General features: G+C 33.6%; 14 protein-coding genes. 9 read left to right on the top strand and 5 right to left on the bottom strand.

Annotated elements, in window-relative coordinates; all coding sequences use genetic code 11:
- The first annotated feature begins 97 nt into the window (after nt 1-97).
- The 5 genes from RM538_RS05215 to RM538_RS05235 all read left to right on the top strand — a co-directional run bounded on the left by RM538_RS05215 (nt 98) and on the right by RM538_RS05235 (nt 3888).
- Nucleotides 98-1498 carry a DUF4412 domain-containing protein gene (locus RM538_RS05215; protein WP_311332347.1) on the top strand — a complete coding sequence of 467 codons (1401 nt, stop codon included), beginning with the start codon at nt 98-100 and terminating at the stop codon, nt 1496-1498.
- Between the two features lie 107 nt (nt 1499-1605).
- Nucleotides 1606-2445 carry a helix-turn-helix domain-containing protein gene (locus RM538_RS05220; protein WP_311332348.1) on the top strand — a complete coding sequence of 280 codons (840 nt, stop codon included), beginning with the start codon at nt 1606-1608 and terminating at the stop codon, nt 2443-2445.
- 91 nt (nt 2446-2536) lie between these two features.
- Nucleotides 2537-2698 (top strand): hypothetical protein, encoded by a 162-nt coding sequence (locus RM538_RS05225; RefSeq protein WP_311332349.1) that lies wholly within the window; start codon nt 2537-2539, stop codon nt 2696-2698.
- Between the two features lie 127 nt (nt 2699-2825).
- Nucleotides 2826-3374 carry a carboxymuconolactone decarboxylase family protein gene (locus RM538_RS05230; protein ID WP_311332350.1) on the top strand — a complete coding sequence of 183 codons (549 nt, stop codon included), beginning with the start codon at nt 2826-2828 and terminating at the stop codon, nt 3372-3374.
- Between the two features lie 115 nt (nt 3375-3489).
- Nucleotides 3490-3888 carry a cupredoxin domain-containing protein gene (locus RM538_RS05235; protein ID WP_311332351.1) on the top strand — a complete coding sequence of 133 codons (399 nt, stop codon included), beginning with the start codon at nt 3490-3492 and terminating at the stop codon, nt 3886-3888.
- Between the two features lie 76 nt (nt 3889-3964).
- Here RM538_RS05235 and RM538_RS05240 read toward each other — a convergent pair whose 3' ends face one another.
- Nucleotides 3965-4297 (bottom strand): single-stranded DNA-binding protein, encoded by a 333-nt coding sequence (locus RM538_RS05240; RefSeq protein WP_311332352.1) that lies wholly within the window; start codon nt 4295-4297, stop codon nt 3965-3967.
- A 320-nt stretch (nt 4298-4617) separates the two neighbouring features.
- On the opposite strand from RM538_RS05240, the gene RM538_RS05245 reads away from it, so the two are divergent.
- The 4 genes from RM538_RS05245 (at nt 4618) to RM538_RS05260 (ending at nt 9931) form a co-directional block, all read left to right on the top strand.
- On the top strand, nt 4618-5250 hold the full coding sequence (locus tag RM538_RS05245) for a hypothetical protein (RefSeq protein WP_311332353.1): 633 nt from the start codon (nt 4618-4620) through the stop codon (nt 5248-5250).
- Nucleotides 5251-5532: 282 nt separating this feature from the next.
- Nucleotides 5533-7956 carry a TonB-dependent siderophore receptor gene (locus RM538_RS05250; RefSeq protein ID WP_311332354.1) on the top strand — a complete coding sequence of 808 codons (2424 nt, stop codon included), beginning with the start codon at nt 5533-5535 and terminating at the stop codon, nt 7954-7956.
- Between the two features lie 60 nt (nt 7957-8016).
- Nucleotides 8017-9150 carry a PepSY-associated TM helix domain-containing protein gene (locus RM538_RS05255; protein ID WP_311332355.1) on the top strand — a complete coding sequence of 378 codons (1134 nt, stop codon included), beginning with the start codon at nt 8017-8019 and terminating at the stop codon, nt 9148-9150.
- A 412-nt stretch (nt 9151-9562) separates the two neighbouring features.
- Nucleotides 9563-9931, top strand: coding sequence for a DUF2200 domain-containing protein (locus RM538_RS05260; protein ID WP_311332356.1), 369 nt, complete (start codon nt 9563-9565; stop codon nt 9929-9931).
- A gap of 54 nt (nt 9932-9985) precedes the next feature.
- Here the strand turns inward: RM538_RS05260 and RM538_RS05265 are convergent, their stop codons facing one another.
- The 4 genes from RM538_RS05265 to RM538_RS05280 all read right to left on the bottom strand — a co-directional run bounded on the left by RM538_RS05265 (nt 9986) and on the right by RM538_RS05280 (nt 16381).
- Nucleotides 9986-10732 (bottom strand): succinate dehydrogenase/fumarate reductase iron-sulfur subunit, encoded by a 747-nt coding sequence (locus tag RM538_RS05265; RefSeq protein WP_311332357.1) that lies wholly within the window; start codon nt 10730-10732, stop codon nt 9986-9988.
- 6 nt (nt 10733-10738) lie between these two features.
- Nucleotides 10739-12754 (bottom strand): fumarate reductase/succinate dehydrogenase flavoprotein subunit, encoded by a 2016-nt coding sequence (locus RM538_RS05270; RefSeq protein ID WP_311332358.1) that lies wholly within the window; start codon nt 12752-12754, stop codon nt 10739-10741.
- A gap of 10 nt (nt 12755-12764) precedes the next feature.
- Nucleotides 12765-13430 (bottom strand): succinate dehydrogenase cytochrome b subunit, encoded by a 666-nt coding sequence (locus tag RM538_RS05275; protein WP_432279794.1) that lies wholly within the window; start codon nt 13428-13430, stop codon nt 12765-12767.
- A gap of 107 nt (nt 13431-13537) precedes the next feature.
- Nucleotides 13538-16381, bottom strand: coding sequence for a WD40/YVTN/BNR-like repeat-containing protein (locus RM538_RS05280; RefSeq protein WP_311332359.1), 2844 nt, complete (start codon nt 16379-16381; stop codon nt 13538-13540).
- Nucleotides 16382-16422: the final 41 nt, after the last annotated feature.

Here is a 16422-nt window from a genome sequence, read left to right on the forward strand (position 1 = left end):
GTTAACAATAAAACAAAAATAAATTATTTATCACCAAGCTGTTAACCTTTAGGAGTTAAAATATATAAAGTAGTAGAAATCAATTAAACACATTATTATGAAAGCGATTGTAAGACTTACATTACTAATTGCATGTATATGTTTTACTACTGAAACTATGCAGGCTCAATTTTTTAAAAAGTTAGGAAAAAAAGTAACTAATGCCGTTGAAAGAACAGTAGAACGAAAAGCCGAAAGAAAAGCTGAAAAAACAACAGATAAAACAATTGATACTATTTTCAGTAAAAAAGAAAAAGAAGCTTCTTCGCAAGATGCAAGCTCAAATTTTGAAACCAAAGGAAGTGCAATTTTAAAACACAATTCTACCTATGGAAATGTACAAATAGACAATGTTGGAACCACCAAAGTGGAAAAGGGAGATAACTTCTATAAAATCTATAGCTCCTGGTGGAGTCATGAAGCCGATATATATGATGGATTTGTACTAAAGATAAAAAGCCAAGACATTTTAAAAGAAGGAGAAAAAGGTTTTGATAAAAACAAACGCCATGTTTTTAAAATTCCTGAAGAAGCAACCCTTAAAATTGCCTATGACCCTTTATTACCTTATGAAAAAGAGCATCAAGATGGTTCTAAAAGAGCAGTTACAGACGAGTATCAAAATTACAATATCACTACTGGCGAAGTAACTGTAGATGTGATGAATAATGACCAAATACAAATAAGCTTTTCTGGAGATGCTATGTTTACCAAAATTACAAGAACAGGAACTGGGACCGAAGATTACACTAGGAGCCAATATCCTAATAGTATTTCTGGAGGTATTGAAGTATATAGCCCTCAATACAATATAGTAAAAACTGCAAGTGACGATAATAAAATACGAAACAAAAAATGGGAAGAAGTTTCAAAAGGAGATGCCTCTAACAATTCTGCGGGAGTTTATGTCTTTACTTTAAAAAGTGTGAATAAGGTTACCGATCTTAGAGAAAATAAAAGTTATACTATGTCTTATTTAATGAACTCAAACACTTCTTATGTAGGCATTAAAGCAGATATGGGTGAGTATAATGACAATGGAATGCAAGGAGAATCTATCATAGTTATGGATGGCGATGAAGCTCATATTTTTGTTGAGACCGCAGGTATGAAATTTAAAATGTCTCCTAAAGCGAGACAAAAACAAAAAGCTAATCCTACAGAACAATTAGGAAACTACGATGCTAATAAGTTTAAAAAAACAGGAAGAACTAAAACTATTTTAGGAGCTACGTGTTATGAATATACCTATACAGATGGAACAGACCATATGGAAATGTGGATTGCTCCCAGCGTAAATGTGCCCAACTGGTTTATGCAAAATAAATCATACCTAGAAGGACATATCATGGAGTATACTATTACTTCTAAAGATGGAAGTATGAAAAGCGAAGTAATCTCTATTGAAGACAATATTAGAAAAGAGATTAGAGCAAAAGACTATAAAAAAATGTTTTAAAAAGCTAAAAACTACATTTTATACAATTACCCATAAGGTTTCTCTACTTAAAGAAACTTTATGGGTTTTTTATGTAAGCTCTTATAGGAATAATCGACAACCCTCTTATGATTCAAAAGTTTACAGAGTTTACAACAAATGCTGTTTTTATTCTTGGAGATGAAGAAGCCCTTAAACCCTTCTCAAAACCAAAGAAAGCTACTTTGTACACATTTATAAGAGCTACAAATAATCAAGTGCAATTATTGGTTGATACAATTCCTGTAACTATAGAGCCTAATCAAATAATTGCCTTAACTCCTATACAACATATTCAAGTTTTGGAAGCAGAGGCTGTTATTGTATATCAATTTAACAGAGAGTTTTACTGTATAAAAGACCATGATAAAGAGGTAAGTTGTGCTGGATTACTATTTTTTGGAAACAATAGTATTCCTATTGTTTCATTATCTAATAAAGAGATTGAAAAATACAATATACTCCATGATGTATTTATTGACGAGATTGAGACCAAAGATACTATACAGGCAGAAATGCTTAGAATGCTAACGGCTCGTTTTATTATAAAAACAACTAGACTCTTAAAGGCTGAAGAAAACCTAACAACTGTTTACGAAAGTAAAGTAGATTTATTAAGGCAGTTTAATTTATTAGTAGAAACTCACTTTAAAGAAAGCCACAGCGTTTCGTTTTATGCCGAAAAGCTATTTAAGTCCCCAAAAACCTTATCAAATAATTTTTCAAAATTTGAAAAAAGCCCCATTCAAATTATACATGATAGAATTGTATTAGAAGCAAAAAGGCAACTCTCCTACACTAATAAAACTACAAAAGAAATAGCCTTTGATGTAGGTTTTGAAGATGCTTCACACCTAAGCCGAATGTTTAAAAAAGTTACTGGCGTTTCTCCTACTACTTTTAAAAAACAACTACTCGCCACTCCCTAAGAAAAATTGACATGCATTTGGGAAATATCCCTATGGTAGTTCCTTTTATATCTACGCACCTTTGTGTTGTACTTATAAAGAAAATACTATCATGAAGCATACACACAAATCAATTTTCAACCTTATTGAAATCTTTAGAAAAGGAAAAACAAGAGTTATTAAAACAATAAATCTAGCATCGCATTGCGAAAGTAGAAGTTTACATGACTATTACTGTGATGCCGAAAAGCCGCATATTACTAAATTTCAGTAAAAGGAAAAATTGACAACAAGAAGGGAAAAACCACTATTCTATTACCCTATAAGATACAAGAACTTTGTATCGATAAAATAAAACAAATAATAATCTCTGAAAATTTCAGAATAAAAAAATTACAATCATGAAGACATTTAATGTACCTACAAGAGAAGAAGTAAACGAAACAAATCAAGCAATTTTCGATTCGCTTAAAAGTAAATTAGACTTTGTTCCTAATTTATTTGCAGCCTATGCATATAGTGACACCGCATTAGAAAATTACTTAAATTTTTCTAATGCAAAGACATCGCTTTCAGCAAAAGAGAAAGAAGTAGTAAACCTTGCCGTGAGCCAAGTAAACAATTGTGAATATTGCCTTGCCGCCCATACCGCAATTGGTAAAATGAATGGTTTTACAGAAGAACAAACTTTACAATTACGTAGTGGAGAGGCCACATTTGATAAAAAATTAGATGCATTGGCTAAGCTTGCTAAAAATGTTACCGAAAATCGAGGTCGTGCATCACAAGAGGTTCTAGAAAACTTTTTTAATGCAGGATACACAAAAGGGAATTTAATAGATGCTATTGTTCTAGTTGGTGACAAAACAATCTCTAACTATATAAATAATACCACACAAATTCCTGTAGATTTTCCAAAAGCCAAGGCACTAGAAACTGAAGAAGTTTAAAAAATAAGTCGCTGTGCATTTTGATAAAATTTTTCGTTTCTCAAAATCACTCGAACTTACGTGTAAAAATCTACACAATGAAAACAAGATTAAATAAAATTAAACACTAAAAATCATGAAAAAAGTAATCACAATTATTGTAGCCTTAGTATCATTTTCGTTTGCAACAAAAGCACAGGATAAAATGACGAAAGATAGAATGGACAAAGCACCTAAGGTAATTTCGTTTGAACAAACTAAAGGTGAGTTTACCCAGAAAAAAATGACACTCAAAGCAGGAACCTATGTTTTTGAAGTATCTAACAATAATGCAGCTCCTAAAGTAGGTTTGGTATTGGTGCCAAAAGGTAAAGACACTTCTAATCCAGACAACCATATAAAAACTGCCTATGTAACTAAGGCTGTAGAAAAAGGAAAGACAGAAAGTTCACAAGCAACAACCCTAGACAAAGGAGAATACGTGTACTTTTGCCCATTAAACCCTACACCTCAATATACATTAACAGTAGAATAGTAATACCAAAACTTATAGTTACAAAAAAAGGCTCCAAATAAGGAGCCTTTTTTATAGGTGTGATGCTTTAGGGTTTTTACTTACTAAGCATTAAGAGTTCGTTACATACAATCTCTGTAGTGTAGCGCTTATTACCTTCTTTGTCTTCGTAACTTCTATTAGTAAGTTTTCCCTCTACAGCTATTTCTTGTCCTTTTGTAATGTAGTTTTCTACCACATTAACAAGACCGCCACGTACTACTACATTATGCCAGTATGCACGTTCTACTTTGTTACCAGACTTGTCTTTGTAACTATCATCTGTAGCCATAGAGAATTTTGCCATTTTGTTTCCATCGGCAAAAGTAATTACTTCTGGGTCTTGCCCTAATCTTCCAATCAACTGTACTTTGTTTCTAAGTGCGTTCATAATTTTAAATTTTAAACAGTTAAGATATATACAGGACGTTCCTGTATTTTTTTAGCGAACTGAACCGATTCTATATTTTTATTTCGATTCAACAATGCAAACATAAAACGCATTTGAAAAAGTAAAACTATAACACTTACTTACTATCGTTTACAAACGACAACAAACTTTTATAATTTTAACAATCAATATTTTATAATATTTAATTAAAAACCAGTAACTAATAGCAGTTAAAACTCAAAATCAAGATTCATGGCAATTTGCTACCTTTAATACATTAATTTTGCAACAAAGCATACATAAAACTGTTAGCTTTAATCATGAAGAGCATTTTCACTTTAATCATACTTCTATATTCTATTCTTGGGGTTTCTCAAAATTCAGAACTAATCGTATTGAGTGAGAATGATACTTTAAAAAGTTCTGATTTTGATTTTTGGATAAAAACTAAAGATGATTTTCTAAAATTTAATGATTCTAATAAATTACTTTATGATAATCTCATACTAGAAAATAATGATATTGTTTCTTTGCTATTTATTTCAGAAAACGACACTCTAAATTTTAAATTAGACAAAAGACAATTTTGGACTTTCAAAAAAGAGAATTCTGAATATAAATCTTTGAGCCTGACCGTTGGACATAATGGTAAAAGTGAAGAAAGTTTTGATTTTAATTACCATAAAAAGAATAAGACTAATTTATTAATTAACATTGCTGATCAAGATTTTAGTAAAATGCTTAGTGAATTTACAATTGGCCTAGAAAAACCAAATGGGAAGTATGATGAAGAATTCATATCAAAATATAAAATTCGACAAATAAATAAGAAATTCAGGAAAAGGAAAAAGGAATTGAAAAAGCATTTTAAGGAAACCGATTTCATAACCCTAGCTTTTGGAAACAGTATTATATTCGAGCAAATAACTAAAGCTAATAATAGCTATAAATAATTACTAGTTCTCTCCTGCTTACATTAAACTGCGTAATATATAACTCGAGTAACTGTTTCAAAAGAAAGATTAATGCTAAATTCTCATAACGGCTAAAACCTTTCTAAGAGATAATTTGTACCTAACACCCTTCCTTTTTAAAAAAATACACATTACTAGCATCAGGAAATCAGGCGCTTAAAAATCCTTATTTAGATTTATTATAAATAATTTGTTTAAATCAAAAGACACATATATTTTTGTCAAAAATTTACTATTTATATTAAGTCTAAATAAAAACAAATGAAAAACCTAATACCAATCATAACCTTATTTTTACTAACAAATCTAGCTTTAGCGCAGAGTGGAAGTGTTACCGGAACTGTAAAAGACAACAATCAAGCACCGCTTTTGGGAGTTAATGTCTCTATAAAAAACACAATTAAAGGCACACAAACTGATGAAAATGGAAACTTTGAAATCTCAAATTTAGACGATGGCGATTACACGCTTTCAATTTCTTACTTAGGTTTTAAAACCAGAGAAATTCTTTTTTCAGTATCAAATAATCAAAACACCACATTAGAAACAATTACACTTTACGAAGGAAACGAAATTTTAAGCGAAGTTGTAATTAATGGAGAACGTCGCAATAAATTTTCAAGAAAGAAAACTGCGTATGTTTCTAAACTTCCTTTAAAAGACATTGAAAATACTCAAGTTTATAGTACAGTTACCAATGAGCTATTAAAATCTCAAGTGGTTACAAATTTTGATGATGCTTTAAAAAATGCAACAGGTATCGAGCAACTTTGGACATCTACTGGTCGAGGCGGCGATGGTGCTGGTTATTTTTCGCTTCGTGGCTTTTCTTTACAACCACAATTAGTAAATGGATTACCAGGATTAACTAATGGAACCATAAATCCTGCTAATATTGAACGTATTGAAGTACTAAAAGGTCCTTCTGCAACTTTATTCGGTAATGCGGTAAGTTCTTATGGCGGACTTATTAATGTGGTGACCAAAAAACCTTATGCGGGAACTGGTGGCGAATTGTCTTTCACTTCGGGAACTTATGGTCTCAACCAAATCGTTGGAGATTTCAATACTGCTTTGAGTAAAGACGATAATTTATATTTCAGATTAAATACAGCTTACACTACAGAGCAAAGTTTTCAAGATGCTGGTTTTAGAAAGTCATTTTTTGTAGCACCATCGTTATCTTACAAAGTTAACAACAGACTTTCATTCTCTTTTTATGGAGAAATCACCCAAGCGGAACAAACCAATCCAACCTTCTTATTTCTAAATAGAAGCGCACCTACAGCTGCTTCAAATCTTAATGAGTTAAACTATAACAACAAACTATCGTTTACGAGCAACGATTTAACTTTAGAAAATCCAACACAGAATTACAGAATAGAGATGGATTACAAATTGTCAGACACCTGGCAATCACAAACCTTACTTTCCAAAAGTTCTACATCAACAAAAGGCTATTATTCGTATTTATTCGATTATGGCATTTTAGAAGGTAATACGTACACTCGTTTTATCAACAAACAGAATGCAAACACACAAACAACCGATATACAGCAAAACTTTATTGGAGATTTCAAAATTGCTTCATTACGAAACAGAATGGTTGTCGGTATCGACTATTTTAACGAAACACAAACTAATAACAGTACAGGATATGCCTTCTACGGAAATGTGATACCAGATGGTGGCTCAAATGGTGATGATCCATTTACACCTGAAGTGGAAGAAGATTCATATCCGCTTTCAACTTCAGGAGTTGATGCTGCTTTGGCATCACAAGGCGTTAGCAATGTAAAGTCGAAATATCACATTTATAGCTTGTATGCCTCTGATGTTATCAATTTTACCGATAATTTTTCTGCTATGATAGGTGTACGATTAGACCACTTTGATAACGAAGGCGATTTAGCAAATCTTGACGACGATTATGACCAAACTACCTTATCACCAAAATTCGGAATTGTTTATCAACCCATAAAAGACAAGCTTTCCGTATTTGGAAACTACCAAAATGGATTTACCAATGTAGCACCGCAATTGGTAGGAAATCCTGAAGATGGACCACAAACATTACAGACTTTTGATCCTGAACAGGCAAACCAATTAGAATTTGGAATCAAGACAAATCTTTTCAATAACCGCTTAAATGCAACGATTAGTTACTATGATATTAAAGTGAAAGATCGTGTAATTACTGACCCATCATCACCTTTCAACAAAATACAAGGTGGCGAAGTTGTAAGCAAAGGTTTTGAAATTGAAATTAATGCCAATCCAGTAAAAGGATTAAATATTAGAGCTGGTTATAGCAATAACGATAGCGAAACTACGGAATCTGATAATACTGAAATTTTAAACAGAAGACCACTTGAAGCTGGACCAGAAACACTTTACAATTTTTGGGCAAATTATGAATTTCAAGATGGAACTTTAGACGGTTTTGGAATTGGATTAGGGTTTAACGGAGCAAGTGAACGTTTTGCGATAAACTACGAATCTACTGGCGAATTCATTTTACCAAGCTATACGATTGCAAACGCTTCCGTTTTTTACCAAGCAGATAAATACAGAATTGGTTTAAAGCTGAACAACGCATTTAACAAAGAATATTACAAAGGTTGGACTACCATAAATCCGCAAACGCCAAGAGCATTATTGGCAAATATTTCATATCAATTTTAATTAGTCAAGTGAGAAAGAGCGAGTCTTAAAATAGGACTTGCTCTTTTTAAATTTTTATAGATGAGCTTTAAAAGATTCATATTTCAGTTACACAAATACTTAGGTTTAACAACAGGTTTGGTTGTGTTTATAGTGTCTATAACCGGTTGTTGTTGGGCGTTTAGAGACGAGATTGAAAGTCTGTATGATGACTATAAGAAAGTCACGCCACAAGACCAATCTATTTTAACACCATCAAAAGCGAAGGAATTAGCGAAAGAGGTTTTTCCTAACAACACCGTTCACGGAACACTATTTAAAAAACAAGATGATGCTATTGAAGTCATATTCTATGATGCCGAACCAGAATTTTACCAAAGTGTGTTCTTAAATCCGTATTCAGGTGAAGTGATTCAAGTAGATGATCACTTGTCAGGATTTTTTGCATTTATTCTAAAAGGACATATGCGACTATGGTTGCCCAAAGCTATTGGCGAACAAGTTGTTGGAGCTTCCATTTTAATTTTCATAATTATTATTATTTCAGGATTTATTTTATGGTTGCCTAAAAAGCGTAAAAACCTAAAACAACGTCTAAAATTCGATTGGAAAAAAACCACACGATGGAAACGTAAAAACTTTGATTTGCATACTGTTGTTGGTTTTTATTTGTGTTCACTCGCATTAATCTTAGCTTTTACAGGTTCAATGATGTCTTACAATTGGTTGAAGTATGTGGTTTATAAATCAACAGGTGGCGAAAAAGTGGCTACTTTTATAATTCCTGAAAATAAAAGTGAATCTGGAGAAAGTGATACTAAAATTCCTATGGATTATTTAATTGAAAAATTGTCTAAAGAAAATCCAGATGCTGAAAGTTTTGAACTGCACTATCCTAAAACACCAGATGAAAGTATTTACGTAGAAGTTTCAAACAGCAAAGGAATTTATTATGATTCCGACTTTAGATTTTTTGACCAAAACACATTGGAGGAAATTGAAACACCAAGCATTTACGGAAAATACGAAAATGCAAAAGTAGCGGACAAAATTCAGCGAATGAATTACGACATACACATTGGAGCAATTGGCGGAATTGCGGGAAAAACTATTGCGTTTTTGGTTAGCTTGCTAACTGCAAGTTTGCCAGTAACCGGAGTTTTATTGTGGTATGGACGGAATTATAAAAAGAAAAAAAGTTTTAGAAAACATTAAAGTTTAGTGCACAACTTGCCATTCCACACACTTTTACGCCAACGCTACATCCAAGCAAAAAAGAGCGTTCCATTACATCGTAAAAGAAACATTTGAGAAGAAAACTTTTGAGTAAGTTAGTTTTATATTTACTATGGCTTGTGCTATCTGGAATTGGGACAAATCATAAATAGAAAGTAAATACATAAACGGAATAGTTAGTGCTTATATAAAAAGATGAAATAAATACTGTGTACAACAATGCATATATTTTATGTCTCGTTTCCGGTTAAATTTGAATCTCCCCAATTAATCGTAAATTGTCCTGACGGATAAATCCGTCGGCGCGGCGTCATAAGTATAACAACAATTGCAATGTTAATAGTTATCTTACTAATAGACGGTACTGCCCACGCAATAAAATTAAATAAAGATGAAAGTAACACCCGAAAAAAATGAAAAAGTTTCCAATATGATATTTGGAACCATTTATCCGCTTTATCTCAACAGATTGGAAAAAAATGGTAGAACAAAAGAAGAACTTAACCAGGTGATTAAATGGTTTACTGGTTTTGATGAAAATGCTTTACAAACACTTATTGATGAAAAAGCAAGTTTTGGAACATTTTTTAATAAAGCTAAAATACATCCAAACGCACATTTAATTAAAGGAGTTGTTTGTGGGTATCGAATTGAAGAAATAGAAGATGAATTTGAAGTGTATAAGCAATGTAGGCGTATGGAAAAACTAATTGATGAGCTAGCAAGAGGCCGTAAAATGGAAAAAATACTTAGAAAATAAAAAGCCAAGTAATGTTACTTACTTGGCTTTGTTAAATATAAATATTTGAATTATTTATCCTTTTAAACTAGCAGAAAGGTATTCTCTATTCATTCTTGCTATATTTTCTAAAGAAATTCCTTTAGGACATTCTACTTCACATGCTCCTGTGTTAGTACAGTTTCCAAACCCTTCTTTATCCATTTGTGCAACCATATTCATTACACGTGTAGTAGCCTCGACTTGTCCTTGTGGCAATAAGGCATATTGAGAAACTTTTGCCGAAGTAAATAACATAGCACTCGCATTTTTACAAGCGGCTACACATGCTCCACAACCAATACAAGTTGCCGCATAAAAAGAATCGTCTGCATCTTCTTTTTCAACAGGAATTGCATTTGCATCTATAGTATTACCAGATGTATTTACTGAAATATAACCTCCTGCATGTTGTATTCTATCAAAAGCACTCCTATCTATCATTAAATCTTTTACTACCGGAAATGCTTTTGCTCTAAATGGTTCTATTACAATAGTATCCCCATCTTTAAACTTACGCATATGTAATTGACAGGTAGTTACACCTCTATCTGGACCATGTGGCTCCCCATTAATTTGTAAGGAACAGCTTCCACAAATCCCTTCTCTACAATCATGGTCAAACACAACAGGCTCTTCTCCTTTGTTAATTAATTCTTCATTAAGCACGTCCAGCATTTCTAAAAAAGACATATCACCTTCAATCCCATTAATAGGATAAGTTTGCATACTTCCTTTAGCAGCTGCATTTGCTTGTCTCCAAATTTTTAAAGTTAATTTCATAAGTCTTTATTTATAGGAACGTGTTTTTAATTCTATATTCTCAAATACTAATTCTTCTTTATGCAGTTCGGCATCCTTAGGTTCTCCCTTATATTCCCATGCAGCTACATATTTATAATTTTCATCATCACGAAGCGCTTCTCCTTTTTGCTCTCCACTCTGTTCAACACTTTCTTCTCTAAAATGACCTCCGCAAGATTCGTTTCTATCTAACGCATCCTTTGCAAATAATTCTCCTAGTTCTAAGAAATCTGCAACGCGGCCTGCTTTTTCAAGTTCTTGGTTTAGTGTATCTGCCGTTCCTGGCACCTTTACATTCTCCCAGAAATCTTTTCGTAAGGCAGAAATTTCTTCGATTGCTTCACTAAGCCCTTGTGCATTTCTTGACATTCCGCACTTATTCCACATAATCTTACCTAGTTTTTTGTGGTAATAATCAACAGAGTGCTTTCCTTTTCCACTCATTAATTTTGTAATGCGGTCTTGCACTTCTTGTTCAGCTGCAGCAAACTCTGGAGTATCTGTTGATATTGTGCCTGTTCTAATGTCGTTAGACAAATAATCTCCAATAGTGTAAGGCAACACAAAATATCCATCTGCTAGTCCTTGCATTAATGCAGAAGCTCCTAATCTGTTTGCTCCATGATCACTAAAGTTACATTCTCCAGTTGCATATAACCCTTCTACAGTAGTTTGTAAATTATAATCTACCCATAGACCTCCCATTGTATAATGTACTGCAGGGTAAATCATCATAGGTGTTTTGTATGGGTTTTCATCAACAATCTTCTCATACATTTGGAAAAGGTTTCCATATTTATTCTCTACTACTTTAGCCCCAAGCTCATATATTTTTTCTTCTGAAGGATTTTCTATCTTATTAATTTTAGCTTGCTCTTTTCCGTAACGTTGTATTGCACTTGCAAAATCTAAATAAACCGCTTCTCCTGTCTTATTTACTCCAAAGCCAGCATCGCAACGTTCTTTTGCAGCTCTAGAAGCTACATCACGTGGCACTAAGTTTCCGAAGGCTGGGTAACGACGTTCTAAATAGTAATCTCTGTCTTCTTCTTTTAATTCAGTTGGCCTCAATTTTCCAGCTCTTATGGCTTCAGCGTCTTCTTTTTTCTTTGGTACCCAAATACGTCCATCGTTTCTAAGTGATTCTGACATCAAGGTTAATTTAGATTGATGATCTCCAGAAACTGGAATACAGGTTGGGTGAATTTGTGTATAACAAGGGTTTGCAAAGAAAGCTCCTCTTCTATGGGCTCTCCAAGAAGCTGTCACATTACTTCCCATGGCATTGGTTGATAAGAAAAATACGTTTCCGTATCCTCCAGAAGCAAGTACTACAGCGTGAGCCGAATGTCTTTCTAATTCTCCTGTAACAAGATCACGAGCAATAATTCCTCTCGCCTTACCATCAATTTTAACTACATCTAGCATCTCATGACGGTTGTATGCTTTTATTTTTCCTCTGTTAATCTGCCTATTCATTGCAGAATAAGCTCCTAACAAAAGTTGCTGTCCTGTTTGTCCTTTTGCGTAAAAAGTTCTAGATACCAACACACCACCAAAAGAACGGTTATCTAGCAACCCTCCATATTCTCTTGCAAAAGGAACTCCTTGTGCTACACATTGGTCAATAATGTTTGCTGAAACTTCTGCCAAGCGATACACGTTTGCTTCTCTAGAACGATAGTCTCCTCCTTTTACGGTATCATAAAAAAGACGGTAATTACTATCTCCATCTCCTTGATAGTTCTTCGCAGCATTAATTCCACCTTGTGCAGCAATAGAATGCGCACGTCTTGGAGAATCTTGGTAACAAAATGTTTTTACATTGTATCCTAGTTCTGCTAAGGTAGCAGCAGCACTTCCACCTGCAAGCCCAGTACCAACAACGATAACATCTATGTTTCGTTTGTTTGCAGGGTTTACAAGGTTAATTGTGTTTTTATGGTTCGTCCACTTATCTGCTAAGGGTCCTTCTGGTATTTTAGAATCTAATATTGACATAGCTTATATTTTAGTGGGGTATTTGATTAAAATGATGATATAGAGCAATAAAAATAAATCCTAGCGGAATTACAATTGCATAAAACTTAGTAAAACCTTGTAAAGCTTTTGAGTACTTATTATTAAACCCTACACTCTGAAAAGCTGAAGAAAACCCATGCCATAAGTGAAACATAAGTAAAACAAAGGACAGCACATATAATCCCACTCTAACTGGGCTTTCAAACTTATGAACTGTCTCTGCATAATATCTTGTAGCATCTTCAGGATGAGACTCAATGTATTTGTGAATCATTTCAGGAATCCAAAAATCATAAAAATGCAATCCTAAAAAAGCAAGGATTACTAGCCCTGAAATAATCATATTTCTTGAAGCCCAACTCGAATTAGTGCTTCCTGCATACTTCGCATATTTAACAACACGTGCATTTCTATTTTTAATTTCTAAAATAAATCCCATAACAAAATGAAATACTACTCCAAAAATTAGAATAGGCTGCAATAGTCCTTGTACAAGGCCATTTGTACCCATAAAGTGGGACCAAGAGTTAAAAGTGTCCGGTGCAATTACCGAGGTAAAGTTTATAACAAAATGTTGTCCTAGGAAGAAAACCAGAAACAAACCAGAAAGTGCCATAGCCACTTTTCTAGCAATTGAAGAATTTATTAATCCCATTATGGTCGTGTTTTAGCTAAAATTTTGATATACAAAAATACGGCTCAAAAGGGTGATTGCCAAACAATCGTATTCCTTTTAAGCCGTATTTAGAATTATTATAAATGCTATTTAATCTCTAACATAGTTTCAGCCATCATACCTCCCTGAGAAACGAGAATTTTATACATTCCCTTAGGCAAATAATATGTTCCGTTATCTGCCTTACTAACTGAAACATCTTTCTTCCCTAATGCCTTTCTCCCTTTTTCTGAAATAGATAAGTTATACTTAACAATGTTAATACCTTTATCAGTAGTTTCAGTCCATTCTTTTAATACAGTTCCGTCTTTAGTAGTTATTGAAATTTTAGCTTTATCACTATTAGGCACATAAAGTTGAATATCTTTATTTGGCTCAAAATAATCTCCAAATTGATTAAAACCAGTACTTCCCCATCTTCTTGAAGTTCGAACTGGAGAAGTTTCAGCTACTAAAACTTGGTTCATGTTTACAGTTGAAAGTTGCTGAAGTAAAGTAATATCTGCTACATAAATAGAACGACCATGTGTTCCTACCACTAAGTCTTTATCTCTTTTCTGAATTACTAAATCATGCATGGCAACATTAGGTAAGTCGCTCCCAAAAAGTTCCCAGCTATCCCCTCTATTGAATGAAACATACAGCCCATTATCTGTACCTGCATATAAAATATTCTCATTTTCTGGATCTTCCTTAACTACATTTACTGGAGATGCTGGCATATTACTCGCAATAGATTTCCATGTAGCTCCATAATTTTCAGAAACATAAATATAAGAGGTAAAGTCATCCCAGCGATACCCGTTTAAAGCAACATACACTCTTTCTTTTTTGTGGCTTGAAGCAACTACTCTACTTACCCATAAATCCTTTGGAAAAGAAGTTGAAACTTTTGTCCAACTACCGCCTCCATTTTTGGTAACATGTACTAACCCATCATCACTCCCAACATAAATAAGTCCGAATTGAAATGGTGACTCTGAAATACTTGATAGTGTCCCATAAGCAACATTACCTGGCTTTCCACCATTGGTTAAATCTCCAGATATAGCCTCCCAATCGTTGCCTTGATTCATGCTTCGCATAAGTTTATTCCCCCCTAAATACAATATATCTTGGTTGTGGGCACTTAATAAAATTGGTGTTTGCCAATTAAATCGATACGGACTTTCACCTAATTCATGTTTTGGCTGAATGTATTTCTGACCATTATTCTCTAAATCTAATCTAAAGTAGTTTCCAAACTGAAATCCAGTATATACAATATTACTATTTCGGTTATCTATCTCTATCTGCATTCCATCACCCCCCATAATAGATTTGTATGGGTATTGGCCACTTTGGTGCCAACCTATATTTGGAGAATATGTATGAGGTCCTTTCCATACACCATTATCCTGCAATCCTCCATAGACATTGTATGGTTTTTCGTTATCTACATTAATGGCATAAAATTGCCCCACGGAAGGTTGATTGTTTTTAATCCAGTTTTCACCGTCATCGTAGGAGATATTAATTCCACCATCGTTACCATCTATTAAATGTCCTGGTTTATCTGGGTTAACCCATAACGCATGGTGATCTGCATGTACATTAGACGCCGAAATAGAAATAAATGTTTTTCCTCCGTCTTTAGACTTTAAAATTGGGACTCCATAAATATAGATTCCATCTTTGTTATTAGGGTCTACATGAATTTTTCCGAAGTAATACCCGTAGCTAAAATAAATTCCATCTAAGTAGTTATCATGTGTTTTCTTCCATGTTTTTCCGCCATCGGTACTTTTATAAACCTCAGCTCCAATAACAGGCGTGTCAAACAGCATTGAATTAGCATCTTCAAGATATTTTGCTAAATCTATAGGTTTTACTGATCCTCCACGAACCATATTTTTCACACTCTCTGCGGTATATTTTTCTTGAAAACCATTAGTTCGTAAAAAAGTTTTTAGCTTTTTGTTTTCAAGATTTAAAAAATCTTGTGATGAAATTGTTTTAAAGTCATCTTTAATTAATGATTCATTAGTACTTTGAGAATTGCTTGCCTTTCTTCTGTTTTGGTTATCATGAATGGCGTATACTGTATTTTCATCATAAATAGCTAGTCCTATTCTACCTGTTCCTTCACCAGTAGGGAAATCACTATTTGGAGTAGATACTTTTGTCCAAGTACTACCTGCGTCTATACTTTTATAAATACCACTCCCAGGACCATCCCCTTTAAAGTTCCAGGCTTTTCTGTCCTTATCCCAAGAAGAAGCATACATAAGATTAAAATTTGATGGGTCATGTACCATTTCAATTATACCTGACTGATTGTTTACAAAAAGGGTCTTTTTCCAAGTTTTACCACCATCTGTAGATTTATAAATTCCTCTATCCGTATTAGTAGAATATAAATGTCCAACAGCACTTACTACAATTTCATTAGAATCGTCGGGGTTTATTAGTATACTACTTATATGATGGCTATCAATAAGCCCCATAGAGTTCCATGTTTTTCCATTATCGTTTGATTGCAATAAACCAATACCAGCATAACTTGAGCGAGATGCATTCACCTCTCCAGTACCCACCCAAATGCTTCTTGTGTTCCAATCTACAGCTAAGCTTCCTACATTTTGAGTTGGGCTGGTATCTAAAATAGGCTCGAAGGTTGTTCCATTATTTTTGGTGTGCCAAACACCTCCACTAGCATAACCAACGTAGAATTCAATTGGGTTTTTGGGGTTTACAGCAATCGCTGTTACACGCCCACTCATGATTGAGGGACCTATATTTTTAAAAGGAAGGTTTTTAACAATAGAGTTCTTTAAAAGCGCATCCTTTTGTTGCAATGCTTGCTCTACTTTGGCCGCAGATGTTGCTGGTTGTTGTGCAAAAGTTAATGTTGAAAAAAGTAAGGAGAATAATAATACTGTGAGTCTCATAATTTTTTGGTGGTTTTAAATAGGATGTTGAAAGTACACAA

The organism is Patiriisocius hiemis, from assembly GCF_031846325.1.
In the GTDB taxonomy this organism is placed as follows: Bacteria; Bacteroidota; Bacteroidia; order Flavobacteriales; family Flavobacteriaceae; genus Patiriisocius_A; species Patiriisocius_A hiemis.